General features: G+C 58.0%; 20 protein-coding genes. 4 read left to right on the forward strand and 16 right to left on the reverse strand.

Annotated features, from left to right (window positions below):
- The first annotated feature begins 20 nt into the window (after window positions 1-20).
- Genes rsxD through nth form a run of 4 tightly spaced genes read left to right on the forward strand, consistent with a single transcriptional unit; the run spans window position 21 to window position 3,160 of the window.
- Window positions 21-1,070, forward strand: coding sequence for an electron transport complex subunit RsxD (gene rsxD / locus ACESMK_RS16800; protein ID WP_373001229.1), 1,050 nt, complete (start codon window positions 21-23; stop codon window positions 1,068-1,070).
- Between the two features lie 2 nt (window positions 1,071-1,072).
- The gene (gene rsxG / locus ACESMK_RS16805; RefSeq protein ID WP_373001231.1) at window positions 1,073-1,774 is read left to right on the forward strand and encodes an electron transport complex subunit RsxG; all 702 of its coding nucleotides are present in this window, start codon (window positions 1,073-1,075) and stop codon (window positions 1,772-1,774) included.
- Between the two features lie 2 nt (window positions 1,775-1,776).
- The gene (locus tag ACESMK_RS16810; RefSeq protein WP_373001233.1) at window positions 1,777-2,493 is read left to right on the forward strand and encodes an electron transport complex subunit E; all 717 of its coding nucleotides are present in this window, start codon (window positions 1,777-1,779) and stop codon (window positions 2,491-2,493) included.
- A 28-nt stretch (window positions 2,494-2,521) separates the two neighbouring features.
- A complete protein-coding gene (nth, locus tag ACESMK_RS16815) occupies window positions 2,522-3,160 on the forward strand; it encodes an endonuclease III (protein WP_373001235.1) in 639 nt (212 codons plus the stop codon).
- A gap of 59 nt (window positions 3,161-3,219) precedes the next feature.
- Here the strand turns inward: nth and ACESMK_RS16820 are convergent, their stop codons facing one another.
- The 16 genes from ACESMK_RS16820 to dnaE all read right to left on the reverse strand — a co-directional run bounded on the left by ACESMK_RS16820 (window position 3,220) and on the right by dnaE (window position 21,428).
- Window positions 3,220-3,795, reverse strand: coding sequence for a chalcone isomerase family protein (locus tag ACESMK_RS16820; protein ID WP_373001237.1), 576 nt, complete (start codon window positions 3,793-3,795; stop codon window positions 3,220-3,222).
- Between the two features lie 204 nt (window positions 3,796-3,999).
- Window positions 4,000-4,995, reverse strand: coding sequence for an RNA polymerase sigma factor RpoS (rpoS, locus tag ACESMK_RS16825; protein WP_373001239.1), 996 nt, complete (start codon window positions 4,993-4,995; stop codon window positions 4,000-4,002).
- Between the two features lie 200 nt (window positions 4,996-5,195).
- Window positions 5,196-6,083: a peptidoglycan DD-metalloendopeptidase family protein gene (locus ACESMK_RS16830; protein ID WP_373001301.1), complete on the reverse strand. Its 888-nt coding sequence runs from the start codon at window positions 6,081-6,083 to the stop codon at window positions 5,196-5,198.
- A gap of 210 nt (window positions 6,084-6,293) precedes the next feature.
- The gene (locus ACESMK_RS16835; RefSeq protein WP_373001241.1) at window positions 6,294-7,277 is read right to left on the reverse strand and encodes a DUF368 domain-containing protein; all 984 of its coding nucleotides are present in this window, start codon (window positions 7,275-7,277) and stop codon (window positions 6,294-6,296) included.
- A gap of 2 nt (window positions 7,278-7,279) precedes the next feature.
- Window positions 7,280-7,936: a protein-L-isoaspartate(D-aspartate) O-methyltransferase gene (locus ACESMK_RS16840; RefSeq protein WP_373001243.1), complete on the reverse strand. Its 657-nt coding sequence runs from the start codon at window positions 7,934-7,936 to the stop codon at window positions 7,280-7,282.
- Entirely contained in the window at window positions 7,933-8,703 is a 771-nt protein-coding gene (gene surE / locus ACESMK_RS16845) for a 5'/3'-nucleotidase SurE (protein ID WP_373001245.1), read from the reverse strand. Before surE ends, ACESMK_RS16840 begins: the two co-directional genes overlap by 4 nt.
- A gap of 11 nt (window positions 8,704-8,714) precedes the next feature.
- Entirely contained in the window at window positions 8,715-9,764 is a 1,050-nt protein-coding gene (truD, locus tag ACESMK_RS16850; RefSeq protein ID WP_373001247.1) for a tRNA pseudouridine(13) synthase TruD, read from the reverse strand.
- Window positions 9,761-10,240 (reverse strand): 2-C-methyl-D-erythritol 2,4-cyclodiphosphate synthase, encoded by a 480-nt coding sequence (ispF, locus tag ACESMK_RS16855; RefSeq protein WP_373001249.1) that lies wholly within the window; start codon window positions 10,238-10,240, stop codon window positions 9,761-9,763. The genes truD and ispF overlap by 4 nt, the downstream gene beginning before the upstream one ends.
- 26 nt (window positions 10,241-10,266) lie before the next feature.
- Complete coding sequence (gene ispD, locus ACESMK_RS16860; protein ID WP_373001251.1) at window positions 10,267-10,968, reverse strand: 2-C-methyl-D-erythritol 4-phosphate cytidylyltransferase; 702 nt, start codon at window positions 10,966-10,968, stop codon at window positions 10,267-10,269.
- Between the two features lie 6 nt (window positions 10,969-10,974).
- Window positions 10,975-11,247 carry a septum formation initiator family protein gene (locus tag ACESMK_RS16865; protein WP_373001253.1) on the reverse strand — a complete coding sequence of 91 codons (273 nt, stop codon included), beginning with the start codon at window positions 11,245-11,247 and terminating at the stop codon, window positions 10,975-10,977.
- A 205-nt stretch (window positions 11,248-11,452) separates the two neighbouring features.
- Window positions 11,453-12,748, reverse strand: a complete 1,296-nt coding sequence (eno, locus tag ACESMK_RS16870; RefSeq protein ID WP_373001255.1) for a phosphopyruvate hydratase — start codon at window positions 12,746-12,748, stop codon at window positions 11,453-11,455.
- 200 nt (window positions 12,749-12,948) lie between these two features.
- The gene (gene kdsA / locus ACESMK_RS16875) at window positions 12,949-13,794 is read right to left on the reverse strand and encodes a 3-deoxy-8-phosphooctulonate synthase (protein WP_373001257.1); all 846 of its coding nucleotides are present in this window, start codon (window positions 13,792-13,794) and stop codon (window positions 12,949-12,951) included.
- Window positions 13,795-13,796: 2 nt separating this feature from the next.
- Window positions 13,797-15,425 carry a CTP synthase gene (locus ACESMK_RS16880; RefSeq protein WP_373001259.1) on the reverse strand — a complete coding sequence of 543 codons (1,629 nt, stop codon included), beginning with the start codon at window positions 15,423-15,425 and terminating at the stop codon, window positions 13,797-13,799.
- Between the two features lie 87 nt (window positions 15,426-15,512).
- Complete coding sequence (gene tilS, locus ACESMK_RS16885; RefSeq protein ID WP_373001261.1) at window positions 15,513-16,868, reverse strand: tRNA lysidine(34) synthetase TilS; 1,356 nt, start codon at window positions 16,866-16,868, stop codon at window positions 15,513-15,515.
- Window positions 16,852-17,805 (reverse strand): acetyl-CoA carboxylase carboxyl transferase subunit alpha, encoded by a 954-nt coding sequence (accA, locus tag ACESMK_RS16890; RefSeq protein ID WP_373001263.1) that lies wholly within the window; start codon window positions 17,803-17,805, stop codon window positions 16,852-16,854. Before accA ends, tilS begins: the two co-directional genes overlap by 17 nt.
- Window positions 17,806-17,945: 140 nt before the next feature.
- Window positions 17,946-21,428: a DNA polymerase III subunit alpha gene (gene dnaE / locus ACESMK_RS16895; RefSeq protein ID WP_373001265.1), complete on the reverse strand. Its 3,483-nt coding sequence runs from the start codon at window positions 21,426-21,428 to the stop codon at window positions 17,946-17,948.
- Window positions 21,429-21,443 lie beyond the last annotated feature (15 nt).

Consider the following 21,443-nt stretch of genomic DNA (forward strand, 5'->3'; position numbering starts at 1 on the left):
CGAGATCAGGCACAACACCCATGGCATTCGTTCAGCAGTCATCACCCCACGCCCACAATGCCCGACCAACATCCCGAGTTATGTTGTGGGTGTTGATTGCTGCATTGCCCGGACTGCTGGCCCAGACGCTGTTCTTCGGCTGGGGCAACCTGATCAACGTGGTCTTCTGCATCGCTGTTGCAATCGGCTCCGAAGCCTTGCTGCTCAAGCTGAGAAAGAAGCCAGTGGCGTTCTTCATCAGGGACAACACCGCTGCCGTTACCGGACTGCTTCTGGGCCTATCCTTGCCGCAATTCGCGCCCTGGTGGGTGTCCGCGGTCGCAGTCATTTCGGCCATCGTTATCGCCAAGCAGCTATACGGCGGGCTGGGTTCAAACCCGTTCAACCCTGCCATGGTGGGCTATGCCCTGGTGTTGGTGTCGTTTCCGGTTGCCATGACAACCAACTGGGCAGAACCCGCCATGCTCTGGGATGGAGCACCAGGCTTCGGCGAGACCCTGGCGACCATCGCCTCCGGCCAGCAAACAGCGGTTGATGGCTGGACCATGGCCACCCCGCTCGACGAATACAAACACAAGATCACGACCCACACCGCAGCCGAAGTTCTCAACCACCCGACCTTTGGTGACGGTATTGCCAGGGGCTGGGAATGGGTAAACGCGGCATTCCTGGCCGGAGGACTGCTGCTTATTGGCCTGCGCATTATCAGCTGGCATATTCCGGCAGGTTTTCTCGGCGGTCTGATCCTGATGAGCCTTGCTTTTGGCAGCAATGCCGACCTCTACACGCCGTTATCGCTGCACCTGCTGGCCGGTGGAACCATGCTTGGCGCCTTCTTTATTGCCACCGATCCGGTCTCGGCCGCTACAAGCCACCAGGGCAAGCTGATCTACGGCGCCGGGATTGGCATCCTGATCTACCTGATCCGCACCTGGGGCAATTATCCCGATGCCGTGGCGTTCAGCGTACTGCTGATGAACTTTGCCGTTCCATTCATCGACCACTACACACCGCCGCGGACCTACGGACATCACAAAGCCCGCCGGGGTGTACCGGGGAGTCAGGGGTAATCATGGCCGCAGTTGCACAGTCTATCCGTCGCAGCGCCATCGGGCTCGGCTTGTTCGCGGTCATCACCGGTGGCACCATTGCCGTGACCCAGGTCGCTACCGAGGAGCGCATTCGTGAGCAGGCCGCCCGTGCAGAGGCGCAGGCCCTGTACGAGATCATCCCGGAGAGCCGGCACGACAACGATCTGCTCAGGGACACCGTAGAACTGCCCGCCAGCGAGCGGCTTACCCAGCCCGGCCCCCTGACCGTCTGGGTGGCCCGGCAGGATGAACAGCCGGTCGGCATGATCATGCCGATTGTGGCGCCGGACGGTTACTCCGGCAAGATACACCTGCTGGTGGGTGTAAACATGCAAGGCACCATTCTTGGCGTGCGGGTAACCAGCCATAAAGAAACACCCGGGCTGGGAGATCAGATCGAAACCCGGAAATCCGACTGGATCCTGAGCTTTGACGGCCGTTCTCTGGGTAAGCCCCCGCACCGGGAATGGAACGTCAAGAAAAATGGCGGAGAATTCGATCAGTTCACCGGGGCCACCATTACGCCAAGGGCTGTGGTGAAAGCTGTTCAGAAAGCACTGATCTACTTCCGGGAAAATCGTGGAATTATCCGGGAGCGGCTCAATGAAGCCCCCTCACCGAGGGACAGCATCCTGAATCCTGAAGCGATTGCCGGCGAATCGTCCAATACGGAGCATTCCTGATCATGGCAACCAAACCATCCAGTGAAATCATCCGGGACGGGCTCTGGGATAACAACCCGGCGCTGGTCCAGGTCCTGGGGCTCTGCCCTCTTCTGGCCGTAACCAGCACCGTTGTAAACGCCATCGGGCTGGGCCTGGCCACATTGATGGTACTCATGGGCTCCAACCTTGCCGTGTCGCTGATTCGTAATTTCGTCAGCGAATCCGTGCGCCTCCCCGCGTTCGTGATGATCATCGCCTCATTCGTGACCTGTGCGGAGCTGCTCATGCAGGCGTTTACCTACGAGCTCTACCAGATCCTCGGCATTTTCATTCCGCTGATTGTCACCAACTGTGCCATCCTGGGCCGGGCCGATGCCTTCGCGTCACGGAATCCGCCCCTGCCGGCATTGCTGGACGGTGCCATGATGGGGCTCGGTTTCCTGGCGGTTCTGGTGGTCCTGGGCGGCCTGCGGGAACTGATCGGGCAAGGCAGCCTCTTTGTCGACATGCATCTGCTAGTGGGCCCCGCTGCAGCCGACTGGGTGGTACGCCCGTTCGAGAACTACCCGGATATGCTGTTCATGATTCTTCCACCCGGCGCCTTTGTCGGTCTTGGGCTGCTGATTGCCCTCAAAAACGGGATCGACAACCACCTTGAAGAGCGCCGGAAAGCCAATGAACCGGCACCGGTGGTCGCGGGAAGCAAACGGGTCCGGGTTACCGGGAACGTTTCCTGATGCCCTGGCAGCAGATGACTGAGAGCCAATGAACAAACAGAAACGTATTGAAATTTTTACCCGGCTGAGAGACGCCAACCCAAATCCGACCACCGAGCTGAACTATTCCAGCCCGTTCGAGTTGCTGATTGCGGTTATTCTGTCGGCCCAGGCCACGGATGTGGGCGTCAACAAGGCTACCGACAAGCTGTTTCCGGTGGCCAACACGCCAGAGGCCATACTTGCCCTGGGCGTTGATGGGCTCAAGGAGTACATCAAAACCATTGGCCTGTTTAACAGTAAGGCCGAGAACGTGATCAAGACCTGTCGGATTCTGATCGAGCAGCATGGAGGCCAGGTGCCGGAACGCCGGGAGGATCTGGAGGCATTGCCCGGAGTCGGTCGAAAAACCGCAAACGTGGTGCTGAATACGGCCTTCGGCCACATGGCGATGGCGGTGGATACCCATATCTTTCGGGTGTCAAACCGCACCGGTATTGCTCCGGGCAAGAATGTCCTGGAGGTGGAGAACCGTCTGATGCGCTTGGTGCCGAAAGAGTTCCTGCTGGACGCCCACCACTGGCTGATTCTCCACGGCCGCTATACCTGCACCGCCCGAAAACCCAAATGTGGCGCCTGCATCATTGAAGACCTGTGCGAATTCAAGCAGAAACGTGACTATCTCTGAAATCAGGGTGTAAAAAGCCGGCAATGAGCCGGCTTTTTCTTTCCCGTGGCAAGGACGGCTTATCGCTGCCCCAGCATTTTCTCCTTCAGATCCTTCTGGGCCGGCTTATCGGACAGCCAGATCCCGAACAGGGCCTTCTTGAACGCCAGATCACCCAGGGTGTCCTTGTGCTCACCGTTCTTCAGAACCCGAACGCCTTCGCCCGGCAGATAGACCAGATCAAATACATCACCCTCGGTGATCTCCTCCTGGAACACTGCCATGAACTGATCCACATCCTCCTGGATCGCGGCCATGTCACCGTCGGTAGATGCCTCAAATCCTTCCAGGGTGGCTTCCGTCATGCGCTCACTGGTAATCATGCCGGAGATGATGTGCAGAGTAATTGCCTGTGGCTCATCCGCATTGATGACCGCCTCGCCATCATCAATGGTCTCCGGCACATAGAGACCGCCAACATACAGATCCATGAACCACTTCGAACGGGTGCCTGCGCCGTTCAGTTTCAGTTCGGTATCCATGGCAGAGTAGGTATCCGGAACATCGACACCTTCCACGGTGAGTGCAGCGGCCGGTGCCGACAGCAGGGCCGTCATCACAACAGAGGCAAAGCCGGTTGTAAGAGCCTTCTTCATAGTCCTTTCCTTTTCGATCGTTATTATTGACGTGTTTCATTCGTGCACCGGGTTTCGACACCCTTATCCCCGCCCGGTCACGGCATTCTATCAACGAGGCCGGCAGGCAATGCGCAACCTGGTTCTCATTTGCGGGGATCCTGAAACACAAAAGCCGGCCAGGAATAGCCAGGCCGGCTTTTTGATCGAAAGATCAGTGACGCATTACTTGAACAACAGATTTCCGGACAAACCTTCCTTCTCCAGAATTTCCCGAAGACGGCGAAGTGCCTCGACCTGGATCTGGCGAACACGCTCACGGGTCAACCCGATTTCCTGGCCCACTTCCTCCAGCGTACTTACCGGATAGCCTCGCAGACCAAAACGGCGTGACAGCACTTCCTGCTGCTTGTCACTGAGCTGATCAATCCACTTTTCCAGACAGGAACACATGTTATTGTCCTGCAGAAGATCCGCCGGATCCGAGGCGCCCTCATCCGCCACGGTGTCCAGCAGGGACTTCTCGCCACCACTGCCAATGGGCGTATCCATTGAGGCTACACGCTCATTGAGGCCCAGCATCCGCTTCACGTCGGCCACTGGCTTGTCGACCATTCGGGCAATCTCTTCTGCGGAGGGCTCGTGATCCAGTTTCTGGGTCAGCTCCCGGGCGGCCCGCAGATACAGGTTAAGCTCTTTCACCACATGAATTGGCAGACGGATGGTGCGGGTCTGGTTCATGATGGCCCGCTCAATGGTCTGGCGAATCCACCAGGTGGCGTAGGTGGAGAAACGGAACCCACGTTCCGGATCAAACTTCTCAACCGCCCGGATCAGGCCAAGATTGCCTTCCTCGATCAGATCGAGCAGGGTCAGCCCCCGGTTCACGTAGCGGCGGGCAATCTTCACCACAAGGCGAAGGTTACTTTCGATCATCCGCTTGCGGCCTGACTCTTCACCCTTACGCGCCAGGCGGGCAAAGTAGACCTCTTCTTCCGGGGTCAGGAGTGGTGAAAATCCGATTTCGTTGAGATACAGCTGAGTGGCATCAAGCTGCTTCTGGCTGGTGAAATAGCGTCCCTGGGTGGGAAAATCCTCTTCGACTTCAGCCACCTCTTCGGTTGCCTCCTTGTCGACTTTCTCTTCTGCTAACAGTTGATCCTCGGCGTCGTCCATGTCCGACACGCGATCAATGATGATGTCTTCTTGCTCTGCTGACATTTGTCTTGCCCCGCCTCTCAATAATCCTGGATGTTCGCCCGATACTTCTTGTTATTGCGGACGTTTTCGTCTTCATGTTTTTTCTTCAGGACATTTTGTTGGTCGGCCTGTAATGGCCTTTACCGTTTTTGTTTTTCTTGCGAACGCGGTCTGTTTGTCAGTGCCGGAATGTGATCAGGACAGCCTGCTGGCTGCTTCATTCACTGGCGCGGTGGCAGATAATGGAGCGGATCAACCGGATTGCCGTTTTTGCGAATCTCAAAATGCAACATGGGTCGTTCAGCACCACTGCTACCGAGCTCTGCGATCACCTGCCCGGCTTTCACATCCTCCCCTTCCTGCACCAGAATCTTCCGGTTGTGAGCGTAAGCACTTAAATAGTGCTCGTTGTGATTCACGATAATCAGGTTGCCGTATCCAAGCAACCCGTTGCCGGCGTAGACCACGTTCCCGTTGGCCGCTGCTCTCACAGCATCCCCGGCTTGCCCGGCAATATCAACACCTTTATTGACTTTTCCGGATGTTGAATATCCAGCAATTACAGTGCCAATGTGCGGCCAGCGCCATTCAATCCGGGCCACGGTCTGGGTCTGGGAGACCAGGGGCGTGTCCTTGCTGGGCGCCCTGGTAACCGACGGTTTTTGGGCCGTGCTCGCCTTCTGTTTCGGTGGTGATGCCCGGTCCGGCGTTTTCGAAGCGGACGAAGCCGGCCTGCTTGCCGCAGTTTGACGGCCGGACGTTACATTTCCACGAAGGTCGAGACGAAGCACCTGCCCTGCCTTGAGATTCCAGGGCGGACCAATGCCATTGGCATCGCCCAGCTCACGATAGTCCCGACCATACCGCCAGGCTATGCTATAGAGTGTTTCACCGGGCTGGACAACGTGACGTCCCCAGTAGACCGGGGGATTGTAAATGTCATCCTGGTAGAGCGCCGGGGTGTTACAGCCCGACAGAAGCAGCAAGGCAATCAGGGGGAGGAAGGCCAGGGTCCTGACCTGCGTTTTTTTCGCAGGGCAAGAGGGTTCAAAGGCACCGGAAGGGAACCGCGGGGACGCCAGCAAAGCGGCATTGATTAACCCACGCAAGTATTTCACAGGAATAAAACTGACCCAGTTATGAAAAATCCGTATAAACCATCATGGCCATCGAAGCAGTTTCTAAAGTTTTTATAGTAACTTGCTAATATATTGCACATTTTCTTCCGGAAACCAAGTTACTGACTGGCCATTCCTGTTACCTCACGAAACACCCGTTTTGTGCGTAAAGTAACACTCTCACACGCGGCGCCCGCCGAACTACCGCGCCAGTGAGGCATCTCCACGCCTGAAACCGATCCACTCCACCAGCAAAACGAGGCCGAAGCCGACCACCGCCATGAGCACGGCAAAAAGCACCTGAGGATCCTGACCGGACTGTTCCGCAAACGTCCAGGGCGAGATACTCGCCTCGTTCAGGGGCACCTTATCGCCGGAACTGTTGACGCGCCAACTGAGGGTCTCTTTCCAGGGCCAGACCTTGTTGAGAGCCCCAATCATAAACCCGGTCAGTAGCGCCAGCACGAGATCGTGGAAGTGGTGGAACGCCCAGGTAATCAGACGGGCAATCGATAACAGCCCAACCACGCAACCTGCCATGAACAACAGAAGAATGCCCACATCCAAAGATTTGATCGCCGCCAGCACCGGAGCATACATACCGATAATGACCAGGATAAAACTGCCTGAAATACCCGGAAGGATCATGGCGCAGATTGCAAGCGCACCGGCTCCGAAAAATGCCAGCGCGGAGGGCGAAACCTGGCTTGCGGACAGGGTGGTTATCCACCAGGCAATAGCAATGCCTGACAGCAGGGGGACCAGAAGTGCCGGCTTATAGTGCCGGACCTGGCGCCCGACATGCCACACCGAAGCCACAATCAAACCGAAGAAAAAGCTCCAGATCAGGATCGGGTATGCCACCAGTACATAGCTGATGGCCGAAGCCAGCGAGGCAATGCTCGCGAGGATACCTGCCAGCAGGCAAACCAGAAAAGAGCCATCGCAATCAAGCCAGAAGGCCCTGAACCGGCCCCGAACCAGATGACGGTAAACCGCCCCAGGCACCGCGTTAATCGCTTCCAGCAGTCGGAAGTAAATGCCAGTGATGAAGGCGATGGTGCCGCCGGATACTCCAGGAACGATATCCGCGGCGCCCATGGCGATCCCCCGGAGAAAGACCGCAGCGGGATGGTGATTTCGTGCAGTTTCCGATTCGGAGCTGTGCAGTGAAGGATCAGCCATGATTATCGGACGACCCCGCCCAGAAGAGGCACAAACCGCACCGGCTCGAGTTCCTTGTGATCAAAACGATCGCCTCGACGGGTAACCTCCACCAATACCTGATTTTCTTCTCCCACTGGCGCTATCAGAACACCACCGTCGGCCAGCTGAGCGAGCAATTCGCCCGGAACTTCAATGGGCGCAGCGGTCACGATAATACCGTCAAAGGGGCCGCGCTCGGGCCAGCCCATGCCACCGTCAGCGTGTTTCAGGAACACGTTTCTGGCGTTCAGCTGGCGCAAACGGTCCCGAGCCCGATCCTGCAGTGCCTTGATGCGCTCGACACTGTAGATTTCCGAAAACAGGCGGGAGAGCACGGACGTCTGGTAACCGGATCCGGTTCCCAGCTCCAGGACCCGTGATGGTCCATGAGCCAGCATCAATTCCGTCATCCGCGCCACAATGTATGGCTGGGACAGGGTCTGGCCATATCCGATCGGCAGGGAGGTATCTTCATACGCCCTGTGTGACAGGGCTTCATCCAGGAAAATATGCCGTGGCACTTCTCCCATGATCTCCAGCACTTTGTCCGATTCGATGCCGGCGTCCCTGAGCCGCTGAACAAGGCGCAACCGGGTACGGCGGGACGTCATCCCGATGCCTTCGAGCTGAGCGGTCATCCATGGCCCTCCAACGAATCCCCCAGGGTATCAACCCAATCCCTGAGCCGGGACAGGGCTTCATGCCGGGTCATGTCGATGTGGACCGGTGTAACCGAAACATAGCCTTCGCGCACGGCGTTGAAGTCCGTACCGGGACCGGCATCACCACCCACGCCAGCCGCACCGATCCAGAAACGCTCCTTACCCCTGGGACAGGTCATCGGCACCGCTCCTTCGGCCCGCTCCCGGTGCCCAAGCCGGGTCACCCGAATGCCTGCCAGTTCTTCCCAGGGCACATCCGGGACATTCACGTTGAGAATGGAACGTGGCCCGAGAACCAGGGGACGCTCGTTCTCAAGAAGCATTCGTACGACCCGGGCCGCCGTTTCATAGTGGAAGTGGCCATCATTCACCAGCGAAACCGCAATGGCCGGCAATCCGAGGTGACGCCCTTCGGTCGCGGCAGCAACAGTACCTGAATAGATAATGTCGTCGCCCAGGTTGGCGTGGGTATTAATCCCTGAAACCACCCTGTCAAAAGGCTCCCGGAACAGCCCGTTCACCGCCAGGTGGACACAGTCTGTCGGTGTTCCATCCACGGAACGGAATCCGTTGGGATGCTCTTCCACCGTCAGGGGGCGATTCAGGGTCAGGGCGTTGCTGGCGCCGCTGTGATCGCGGTCAGGCGCTACGACCTCAAGCTCACCCAGGCCCTTTAACCCTTCGAACAGGGCGATCAGCCCCGGTGAATGAACGCCGTCATCGTTCGACAACAGAATACGCACAGTGTTCTCCGCTAGCCTTGTTGTTCGTTATGTCGGCCGAGGCTCATGTCCTCAAGCTCGAAAATATCACTCAAAACCGTTGTGGCGTATTGGCCGGGCAGCAGAAGAAATGCCAATTCCAGACTGTCTTCGCTCAGCCATTGCCAGACAAGATTCTCCGGCTTCACCGCCAGCGGCCGTCGCTCCGGTTTCATTCGCGTAGCCGAAAACAGGGCTGCCAACCCGGGCGTCTGCGCCACTACACCTCTCTCAAGGGTTTCCAGAGCTCCGGAAGCCGTGGTGCCCCCATCACCCCATAGTGGCCCGGTCGCTTTTGGCTCCACCCAGCTACCATCTTCGACCCGAGCGGCAAGTACCTCATTGAAAAGCCACGAACGTGCCGCCGAAAAATACAATACGTTTTTCGCGCCTTCGCTGCCAGCGCGGTTTTTTCCGCCACGGCCTTTTCCACCGGGCCGGCCGCGCCGGTTGAGGGTTGTGGGATCATGAGACATCGCCCGGTCCAGGTTGGCGCCACCGATACCAAACCGTTGAGGTCCGAAATAATTGGGGGCGCCGATATCAGCAAGCCGGTTCAGCGCGCCTTCAATAGCCGGATGATCGCCGGTAACACCGCGCAGGGTAATCACAAAACCGTTGCCACTGTGATCCCCGCGCCGCAATTTTCGAACCTGCCTTGAGGCTGCCAGTACAGGCCATCGTGCGGCGATCTCGCGAATCAGAGCAGCGTCCTGAGCCTCACTACCCGGGCGGTAAAGACTGAACCACTGGCGAGTCACCGCATGCCGGTCCTTGAGACCGCAGAAGCCGACGTCAAAGTTGCGACAGTCCGCCATTCTGGCCAGCTCGCGGGCTACATATTCTGTGTTATCCCCCACTTTCTCCAGTTTTAGGCAGAGATGCTCTCCACTTCCTGCGACTGCATCTGCCTCAACATCGGAGTTACTTTCCGGCAGTTCCAGTAACTCGTCGACGATGAAATCGCCGGGCGCTGTCTTTAAACGGCCGGAGGCTATGCGGCTACCGCCGGACGTGGGCCAGTCAAGGCGCCACTGACTCACGAATCCACCGGTTCAAGCAGGCAGATGGCCTGGCACGCAATACCTTCACCACGCCCCGTAAAGCCAAGCTTCTCTGTGGTGGTTGCCTTCACACTGACGCGGTTGGCGGGTACACCGAGATCCTCGGCAATATTCAGACGAATGGCGTCAATATGCGGGGCCATTTTCGGGGCCTGGGCAATCACCGTGGTATCCACGTTCACCACATCGAACCCTTCGTCGCGGACACGGGCCATTACCCGTCGCAGCAGATCGCGGCTGTCTGCGCCCGCCCATTCGTCACTGGTATCCGGGAAAAAATGCCCGATGTCACCAAGCGCTACGGCACCCAGCAGCGCATCCGCCAGCGCATGCAACAGAACATCACCATCGGAGTGGGCCCTGAGCCCGTGGGAATGCGGAATAGTTACACCGCCGATAATGACAGAATCACCTTCACAGAAGGCGTGGACATCAAAGCCCTGACCAATTCGCATAATGTGCTCCGGGAAACTCGGAAAACTCAGAACTGGCTAAGGATAAAGCCTGCCAGCGCCAGGTCCGCGGGTACGGTAATCTTGATATTGTCCGGCCGCCCCTCAACCAGAACCGGCATGTTACCGGAAAACTCCACGGCAGAGGACTCGTCAGTCACCGGAAGTTCCCTGGCAAGAGCTGCCTCCAGGGACTCGACCAGAATACGATAGCGAAACATCTGGGGGGTGAGCGCCCGCCACAAATTTGTGCGATCAACCGTCTCGGCAACCTCCGGGCGCTCCCCGGTGCCGCCCCTCTTGAGGGTGTCGGCCACTGGCGACGCAAGGAGGCCCCCAACAGGGTGGTTGTAGAGCTGGTCAATAAGATTGGACAGATCCCGGGTGTGGAGGCACGGTCTTGCCGCATCGTGAACCAGAACCCAGTCATTATCCCTGATCTGTTCCGCCAGGGCGTGCAGTGCGGACAAAACCGAACAGGCCCGCTCAGAACCGCCGGTACAGGTCTGGATTCGGCTATCGCGACTGGCCTCGGTATCCGGCCACCAGTGGTCGGCCGGATGCAATGGCACCATGCAGCCGGAAAAAGGTGCGGAATCCATCAGTCGGGAGAGAGTAATATCGAGAATGAAACGTTGGTCGATCCGGAGGTACTGTTTCGGTTGCTCCGCCTGCATACGCTGGCCGATGCCGGCGGCAGGAACAATCAGCCAAAGTCTCGGAGCGGTCATAGACAATCAGTTTTCAACAACCAGGAAAAAGGTCTCGTCTTCTCTTATCAGACCGAGGTTCATTCTGGCCCGCTCTTCAACGGCCCCCTGCTCATTGCGCAGGTTCCTGACTTCGGCATAGAGACGTTCATTGCGGGTGGCCAGCTCGGCATTTTCTTCACGTTGCTCGGCAATGGAATGCTCAAGCGCCCAGACTTGCGCAAAGCTGCCTTCCCCGACCCACAGGCGCACCTGCAGCAGGAGAATCACAACCACCATTATGGTCCAGAGCAACTTCATTGCCGATTCCGTTCAATATTTAATCAGTCAAAATAACAACGACGGACGTTGAGTATAGACCTTAGAGTAGATTAGCAACAAATTCTTCTAACTGCCTGTACAAAAAGGCCATCGTATCCAGATTTTCACCCGGAACACGATGGCCTTAACAGTTTTTCGCCGATTACCGGTCCATCACTTTGCCAGAACCGGTCAGATCAGTCGATCAGCCCTGCCCCTTTATCTCGCTCAGGCCGCGGTAAGGCGCCTTGCCGTCCAGAGCTTCTTCAATACGCAGCAGCTGGTTGTACTTGGCAACCCGGTCGGAGCGGCACAGGGAGCCGGTCTTGATCTGACCAGCGCAGGTGGCCACAGCCAGATCTGCAATGGTGGTGTCCTCGGTTTCACCGGAGCGATGCGAGATCACCGCAGTGAAGCCTGCATCCTGGGCCATCTTGATGGCGTCCAGGGTTTCGCTGAGGCTACCAATCTGGTTGAACTTGATCAGAATGGAGTTACCCACACCCTTCTCGATACCCTGCTTCAGGATTTTGGTGTTGGTGACGAACAGGTCGTCGCCGACCAGCTGGACCTTGCTACCGAGCTTGTCAGTCAGCACTTTCCAGCCATCCCAATCGCTCTCATCCATACCGTCTTCGATAGAGACGATCGGATAACGCTCGCAAAGCCCTGCCAGGTAATCCGCGAAGCCCTCGGAATCAAAGCTTTTGCCCTCACCCGCAAGCTGATACTGACCGTCTTTGTAGAATTCAGAAGAGGCACAGTCCAGAGCCAGGGTCACATCGGTACCGAGCGTGTAACCGGCCTTCTCAACCGCTTCCTGAATAACGGCCAGCGCCGCTTCGTTAGAAGGCAGATTCGGGGCAAAACCACCCTCGTCACCCACAGCGGTATTCAGACCTTGAGCTTTAAGCACTTTCTTCAGGCTGTGGAAAATCTCGGCACCGATACGCAGCGCCTCAGAAAAGCTCTTGGCCGCCACAGGCTGAACCATGAACTCCTGGATATCTACGTTGTTGTCCGCGTGCTCGCCACCGTTCAGGATGTTCATCATCGGCACCGGCATGGAGAACTTGCCAGAAGTGCCATTGATCTCTGCAATGTGCGCATACAGCGGCTTGCCCAGGGAAATTGCCGCCGCCTTGGCCGCCGCCAGGGAAACCGCCAGAATCGCGTTGGCGCCCAGGTTAGCCTTGTTTTCGGTGCCATCGAGATCCAGCATGATCTTGTCCAGACCACGTTGATCAGCCGCATCTTTGCCTACGAGGGCTTCACGGATCTTGCTGTTTACGGCTTCCACCGCCTTCAGAACACCTTTGCCAAGGTAACGGGAAGCATCACCATCACGCAGTTCCAGCGCTTCGCGGGAACCCGTGGAGGCACCGGATGGCGCGCAGGCGCTACCGACGGTGCCGTCTTCGAGGATAACGTCTGCTTCGACAGTCGGGTTACCGCGGGAATCCAGAACCTCACGGCCTTTGATGTTGGCAATCTTTGTCATTCGAATGATTCTCCAAATTTTCGATTTCTAAACGGTTCAAACTCGAAGTTGGGCATAGAGCAGGTGGGGGATGACTTTCCGAAACTGTGCGGAGCCAGAGATGGCGGAGCCCAAGCGTCACATGGATGTGCCGCAAGGAGCGTGTTTCGGAAAGCCATCCCCCACCTGCTCGTACTCCCAAACAAAACAAACACCGCCAATCAGGCGGTGTCGATAGGTTTAAAACTTTTTACCAGATCATCCACAGCTTTCACCCGCTGCAGGAAGGGCTCCAACTGGCTGAGCCGCAGCGCGCAGGGGCCGTCGCATTTGGCCTTGTCCGGATCCGGATGGGCTTCCAGGAACAGGCCGGCCAGGCCCTGGGACATGCCCGCCAAAGCCAGATCCGTCACCTGCGCCCGGCGGCCACCGGCTGAATCGGCTCGTCCACCCGGCATCTGCAGAGAGTGGGTTACATCGAACATCACCGGCACGTTCATGGCCTTCATGATGCCAAAGCCCAGCATATCGACGACCAGGTTGTTGTAACCGAAGCTGCTGCCCCGCTCACACAGGATTACCTGGTCGTTGCCGGCTTCCTCGCACTTGGCGATGATGTGCTTCATTTCCTGGGGAGCCAGGAACTGGGCCTTCTTGATGTTGATCACCGCACCCGTTCTCGCCATGGCGACGACCAGATCCGTCTGGCGGCTCAGAAAGGCGGGCAACTGGATAATGTCACAGACTTCAGCAGCCGGAGCAGCCTGTGCCGGTTCATGGACATCAGAGATAATGGGAACGCCAAATTTGCTCTTGATGTCCGCCAGTATCTGCAGCCCCTTCTCAAGTCCGGGGCCCCGGAAGGAGTTCACCGAGGAACGGTTTGCCTTGTCAAAGGACGCCTTGAATACGTATGGAATTCCAAGTTTTCCCGTAGCTTCAACGTACGCCTGTGCCACGTCCATGGCCAGTTCCGGCGACTCGAGCACGTTCATGCCGCCGAACAACACAAACGGTTTGTTGTTGGCGACCTCGATTCCCGAGACGTTTACGGTGCTCTGCGCCATACTCAGGACCCTTTCTTGTTGGCCAGTGCTGCTTCAACAAAGCCTTTGAACAGCGGATGGCCGTCGCGGGGCGTCGAGGTAAATTCCGGATGGAACTGGCAAGCCACAAACCAGGGGTGGTCGGGCGCCTCGACAACCTCTACCAACCGGCCATCGGTTGAACGGCCGGAGATCTGGAGACCGGCCTCTTCCAGATTTGGCAGGAAATGGTTGTTCACCTCGTAACGGTGGCGGTGACGCTCACGAATGGTTTTCTTGCCGTAGCAGTTGGCGATGGTGGAACCTTCGGTGAGAACGCAATCCTGGGCACCCAGGCGCATGGTGCCGCCGAGGTCGGATTCTTCTGTGCGCTCCTCGCGCTCACCGGTGGCGTCCAGCCATTCGGTGATCAGGCCAACCACCGGCTCAGGCGTGTGCTCCCGGAATTCGGTGCTGTGGGCATCTTTCAGGCCCGCCACGTTGCGGGCGTATTCAATAACCGCCACTTGCATGCCCAGACAGATACCCAGGTATGGAACCTTGTTTTCGCGAGCGTACTGAACCGTGCGAATCTTGCCTTCAACGCCTCGCTCACCGAACCCACCGGGTACCAGAATGGCGTCAGCGCTGGCCAGGGCACCGGTACCGTCTCGCTCGATGTCCTCGGAATCGATGTAATTGATATTGACCTTGGTGCGGGTCTTGATGCCCGCGTGAAGCAGGGATTCGATCAGGGACTTGTAAGCGTCCAGAAGCTCCATGTACTTGCCAACCATGGCAATGGTCACTTCGTGCTCGGGGTTCATCAACGATTCAACAACGTTGTCCCACTCACTCAGGTCCGCAGGACGGGCATCCAGGCCGAAGCGTTCAATAACCAGCTGGTCCAGACCATGCTCATACAGCATGCGCGGGATGGCGTAGATGGATTTGGCATCCTGGAGAGGAATAACCGCCCGCTCTTCCACGTTGGTGAACAGGGCGATTTTGCGGCGGGAACTGGCGTCTACCTCATGTTCGGAACGGCAAAGCAGAATATCCGGCTGCAGGCCGATGGAACGCATTTCCTTGACGGAGTGCTGGGTCGGTTTGGTCTTGATCTCGCCTGCGGTCGCAATGTAAGGAACCAGGGTAAGATGCATGAACAATGCGCGCTGAGGGCCCACTTCCACCTTCAACTGACGGCACGCTTCAAGGAACGGAAGTGATTCAATGTCACCGACGGTGCCACCGATTTCAATCAGGGCAACATCCGCTCCAGCGGCACCCTCCACTACCCGACGCTTGATTTCATCAGTGATGTGGGGAATGACCTGAACGGTTCCGCCGAGGTAATCACCACGGCGCTCTTTGCGGATCACTTCCTCGTAAACCCGGCCCGTGGTGAAGTTATTGCGCTTGCTCATCGGCGAGCGGATGAACCGCTCGTAGTGACCCAGGTCGAGATCTGTTTCCGCGCCATCCTCGGTGACAAAAACCTCACCGTGCTGGAACGGGCTCATGGTGCCGGGGTCCACGTTAATGTACGGGTCCAGCTTGAGAATAGTGACCTTCAGGCCGCGTGCCTCGAGGATCGCAGCCAGAGAGGCTGATGCGATACCTTTCCCCAAGGAGGACACGACACCGCCGGTGACGAAAATATAACGCGTCATGCAGATTCCGTGATTGTCTGGTTCGGTGAAGGAGGGAGATTGTCATCTCAAGATGGGACGCCAGACTACCAGAAAGGCCCCACTGACTCAATCACATTCCCGCTCTACAACCAGCCGCCAACCGGCGGCATGGGCGCCTCCCGAGTATTGTTCAGAACACCATAAATCGCCAATGGCAACGAGCTCCGCTGCTTCCCCGGAACCGGCGAAAACCAGCGGCAGACGGGCCCTTTCCCAGGGAGGAACGGCGACTTCCTGCAGCCATTTCTTGAGCGAACGGGACGGGCCATCGGGACGGAAACGGACCCGCTCACCGCCCTGCCTCGTAAATATCCGTATTGGCGGCAAAGGCCTTTCCGGGGTAACAACCGGTTCCAGCCTGAGGAACCATTCGCCGAAACTCAAACCTGAACCCGGCTCCAGAGCAAGCGGGACGTCCGGCAGTGGCGGGTAATCGGGAACCAGGTAGAGATCGCCCTGAAAACGGCGCAGACTGAAGCCATCGGACCGGAGCATCGGCTCCCGATCTTCCCCGGCGAACAGCAGGTCCTGAATGACTTGCTGCCAGTCACCAATCGTGGGCGCATGAAATCCACGCTCCCGAACCCACCAACGGATCAGATTTTTCTGCTCCGCCAGAGGCAGTGTTTTCAGACCATCAACGGGCAGACGGTCCTGGTCGCCGCCGACAGCCTGCCACTGCAAAGCGGCCAGCTTGCGGTTCAGCGCCTCGCTCTCGGCACAGGACTCCGCCGTGTGCCGAAGCCGGCGATTCAGCCCTGGCCAGCGCTCCCGCAGAGGCGGAAGCACGGCGTGGCGCAAAAAATTCCGGTCGAATCGTTGGTCGGTATTGCTGGGATCATCAATCCATGACAGGCCGGACGACCGGGCCCAACGTTCAAGCTCGGCACGCTCAAACCCCAGCAGGGGCCGGACCAGTATTCCGGAGCCAAGGGCACGACACGCCGGCATACCCGCCAGCCCGGCTACCCCACTGCCCCTCAGCATCCGGAAAAGAACCGTTTCCGCCTGGTCATCGCCATGATGGGCCATCAAAAGCAGATCCCGGGGCTGCAGCAGTGCCTCCAGAACCGAATATCGCGCCTTGCGAGCCGCTTCTTCGAGACCACCACCGCCTTCGGAATTACCCCCAGCAACAACAGTCACTCGCTCAACGATAAGCGGGACACCCAGACGATCACACAGCTCGCGGCAAAACGACTCGGTATCCGATGCATTCGGCTGGAGCTGATGATTGATGTGCACTGCCCGCACGGTTCCGGTGCGGCCGTGACAATGGACCGCAAGGTGCAATAGCAGGGTGGAATCCAGGCCGCCGCTCAGGGCAACCCACAGGCGGGCATGATCGGGAAGTTCTCTGACCGGGGCGCAAAGGGCCTCCGGCCAGCGGAAACCGGAGCCGGGCTCAGCGCCCGGTGTCATAGCGGGTCAGCCGCTCGTAACGGCGGGATACCAGCTCATCCAGTGGTAGGCGGCTGAGTTCAGCGACGCCTTTTGCCAGAACTTCCTTCAGGGATTCCGACATTTTTTCGGGGTTGCGGTGAGCGCCGCCGAGAGGTTCGGTCACCACGTTATCCGCCAGGCCAAGATCTTTCAGCCGATCAGCGGTAACACCCATGGCCTCTGCTGCCTGGGCCGCGTATTCGGCACTCTTCCAGAGGATCGAGGCACAACCCTCTGGAGAAATAACCGCGTAGGTGGAGTACTGCAGCATGTTCAACTGGTCGCAGACACCGATGGCCAGCGCGCCACCGGAACCGCCTTCACCGATTACCGTGGAAATAATGGGTGTTTTCAGGCGGGACATAACCGCCAGATTGAAAGCAATGGCCTCACTCTGACCCCGCTCTTCGGCACCAATGCCCGGATAGGCGCCCGGTGTGTCGATAAAGGTGAGGATCGGCATCCTGAACCGCTCGGCCATTTCCATCAGACGCAGGGCTTTGCGATACCCTTCCGGACGAGGCATGCCGAAGTTACGCTTGACCTTGTCCCGGACTTCCCGGCCCTTCTGATGACCAATCACCATCACCGGCTTGTCATTCAGCCTGGCAGTGCCGCCCACGATGGCCAGGTCGTCGGCATAACGACGGTCGCCGTGCAGCTCATCAAAATCCTCAAACATGGATTCGATGTAGTCCAGGGTGTAAGGCCTACGGGGGTGCCGGGCCAGCCGGGCCACGTCCCAGGGCTTGAGATCGGAGAAAATGCTTTCCGTCAGGCTGACGCTCTTTTTCTTCAGCCGGGTGATCTCGTCGGTGATGTTGATGTCGGTGTCGTTGCCAACCATCCGAAGCTCTTCAATCTTGGCTTCCAGGTCGGCGATTGGCTGTTCGAAATCCAGATAGTTAGGGTTCATGATGTTCCATCATTTTTTGCCAGGCGGGAAAATGCTCCGCCAAACCAGAATTTGACACAAAGATAGCAGCGCCCGGTCAGTGGCTAAAGCGGACATTGGTATGAGTCCGCTATCTGACAAACTTTTAATTTTCAGCTTTCTCAATCATAGACCAGTTCTACAGACTGGTCGCCCACGAGGTACCGAAGCTCCAGCAGCAGGTTGTCATCCGGCTGCACCCGCCAGGACTCTCCAAGCTCGATCCGGGTGGACGCCTCCGGGCTGCTGTACTCGATCCAGACCGGGCTACCCTCACACCGGAACGGTCTCAGGGTGGTGTCGAGTTTCTCCAGCAGGCCGTTCTGGAGCTGGTCAGCGTGCAGGTTCAGCTTCAGTCCGCGGCTGAACTGCTGGCGAGCGCTCGCCACATCCATCACCGAGCTGACCCGCATCTTCATCTGGCCGGAATAGTCGTCATGGCTGACCTGCCCTTCCACCACAATTACCTGATCGGATTGCAGCAGCTCCCGGTTTTCGAAAAAGGCCTCCGAGAACAAGGTTGCCTCGATGCGAGCGCTACGATCGTCCAGCGTAATGAAGCACATCGTCGAACCGGTGCGAGTTTTCATGGTGCGCTGGGCAACCACCAGCCCGGCGACCCGCTGGGGTGACTTGTTCGGTTTCAGATCGGCTATGGAGGACCGGACAAACCGGCGAACCTCTTTCTCGTATTCATCAAAGGGGTGGCCGGTGAGGTAAAGCCCGAGCGTGTCTTTCTCGCCCTTCAGGCGCTGCTTCTCGGGCCATTCACGGACGTTTGCCACATCTTCGTAGGGATCGCCGCCATCGCCTGCCTCGAGCATTTCGCCGAACATATCCATCATGCCAACGGATTCGTTCCGGGATTGCTGGTCGGCTTGCTGCACGGCCTTGTCAATGCTGGCCATCAACTGAGCACGACTGGCACCAAGTTTGTCCATGGCACCGGAACGGATAAGCGCTTCCATGGCCCGCTTGTTGACTTTCTTCAGATCAACCCGCCGGCAGAAATCAAAAATGTCCTGGAAGGGTTCGCCATCGCCACGACCCTCCACAATGCTCTGGATCGGCCCCTCGCCCAGACCTTTAATCGCGCCAAGGCCATACACAATCTGGCCTTCGTCGTTGACGGTGAAGGTGTATTCTGATCGGCTGACGTCAGGCACCAGCAGATCCAGCTTCATGTTCCGGCATTCTTCGACCAGCGTCACCACCTTGTCGGTGTTCTGCATATCGGCGGTCAGTACCGCGGCCATGAATTCCGCCGGGTAATGGGCTTTCAGCCACAGGGTCTGGTAGGAAACCAGCGCGTAGGCGGCCGAGTGGGATTTATTGAAGCCATAACCGGCGAACTTTTCCACCAGGTCGAAGATATTTTCGGCCAGGGTCTTGTTGATGCCGTTCTTCTCGCACCCATCCAGGAAGATCTGCTTCTGCTTGGCCATCTCCTCGGGCTTTTTCTTACCCATGGCCCGGCGAAGCATGTCCGCGCCACCGAGAGTATAGCCGGCCATCACCTGGGCGATCTGCATGACCTGTTCCTGGTACAGGATAACCCCGTAGGTGGGCTCCAGAACCGGCTTCAGGCCCTCATATTGGTAATCCGGGTGCGGGAAGGACATGGGCTGGCGACCGTGCTTACGGTCGATAAAGTCATCCACCATGCCCGACTGCAGAGGCCCTGGCCGGAACAGGGCTACCAGGGCGATCATATCTTCCAGGGAGTCCGGCTGGAGACGGCGAATCAGGTCTTTCATGCCCCGGGATTCCAGCTGGAATACCGCCGTGGTCTCGGCCTTCTTGAGCATGTCGAACGAGGGCACATCGTCGAGCGGAATCTCGTTGATGTCGAGCGGTTGCATGCCCTTCTTTTCCCGGCGCGGATTGATCATGTTCAGCGCCCACTTGATGATGGTGAGCGTCCGCAACCCCAGGAAATCAAACTTAACCAGCCCGGCGTCTTCCACATCGCCTTTGTCGAACTGGGTAACCAGGCTGCCACCCTCATCGTCACAATACAGCGGCGAGAAATCAGTGATCTTGGTAGGTGCGATTACCACGCCACCGGCGTGCTTGCCGGCGTTCCGGCACACACCTTCGAGCTTCAGGGCCATTTCCCAGATTTCCTGGGCTTCCTCGTCGTTCTCGAGAAACTCTACCAGCTGCGGCTCCTGCTCCAGAGCCTTCTCCAGGGTCATGCCAGGCTCGAAGGGGATCATCTTGGAGAGTTTGTCGGCCAGACCATAGGATTTGCCCTGCACCCGGGCCACATCGCGCACAACCGCCTTCGCGGCCATGGTGCCGAAGGTGATGATCTGCGACACCGCCTCACGACCGTATTTCTGGGCGGTGTACTCGATGACCCGGTCACGCCCCTCCATGCAGAAGTCGACGTCGAAGTCCGGCATGGAAACCCGCTCCGGGTTCAGGAACCGCTCGAACAGGAGATCGTATTCCAGGGGATCCAGGTCGGTGATCAGCTGGGCATAAGCCACCAGCGAACCGGCACCGGAACCCCGGCCCGGCCCCACCGGAACCCCGTTATTCTTGGCCCACTTGATGAAGTCCATCACGATCAGGAAGTAGCCCGGGAACCCCATCTGGATGATGATGTCCAGCTCGAAATTCAGGCGCTTGTAGTAGGCCTCACGCTTGGCATCGTATTCCGGATCGTCCTTGCTCAGGGTCTTGGCCAGCCGCTCCTCCAGACCTTCCTCCGAGACCTTCCGGAAATAGTCGTCCATGGTCATACCGTCCGGAATCGGGTAGTTCGGCAGGAAGTACTCGCCCATCCGGACCTTCACCGAGCAACGACGGGCAATCTCCACCGTGTTCTCTATGGCTTCTGGAATGTCACTGAACAGCTCGATCATCTCGTCGGCGCTGCGCAGGTATTGCTGGTCGCTGAAACGACGATCACGTCGCGGGTCGTCCAGGGTACGGCTCTCCCCGATACAGACCCGGGCCTCGTGGGCTTCGAAATCTTCCGCCTCAAGGAAGTGGACATCGTTGGTAGCAACCACCGGAATACCAAGAGATCCCGCCAGCTCAACGCTCAGATGCAGACAATCCTCGTCGCCCGGCCGACCGGTTCGCTGCAGTTCCAGGTAGTAGCTGTCCGGGTACAGGTCCATCCAGTAACGAGCGCGCTCACGGGCCAGCTCCGGCTTGCCTGCCAGCAACGCTTTGCCCACATCTCCCATCTTGCTGCCCGAGAGTGCAATCAGACCATTTGCCCGGGCCTCCAGCCATCTGCGCTGGATAATCGGTTTACCGAAACGCTGTCCCTCGGTGTAGCCCAGGGAAATGATTTCAGTGAGATTCAGATAGCCATCGTTATCCCTTGCCAGCAGCGTCAGCCGGAACGGATTCTCCGGTTCATCCGGGTTTTCGAGCCACAGATCCGCACCAATGATGGGCTTAACACCCGCGCCCATGGCCGCCTTGTAGAAGCGAACCAGTGAGCACATATTCGACTGTTCGGTCAGGCCCACGGCCGGCATGCCCAGCTCGGCAACGCGACTGATCAGCGGTTTAACCCGCACCAGACCATCCACCATGGAGTATTCGGAATGGACACGGAGGTGTACAAAAGTCTGCGACATAACGTCAGGTTATTC

Source organism: Marinobacter sp., assembly GCF_041687235.1.
Lineage (GTDB): Bacteria > Pseudomonadota > Gammaproteobacteria > Pseudomonadales > Oleiphilaceae > Marinobacter.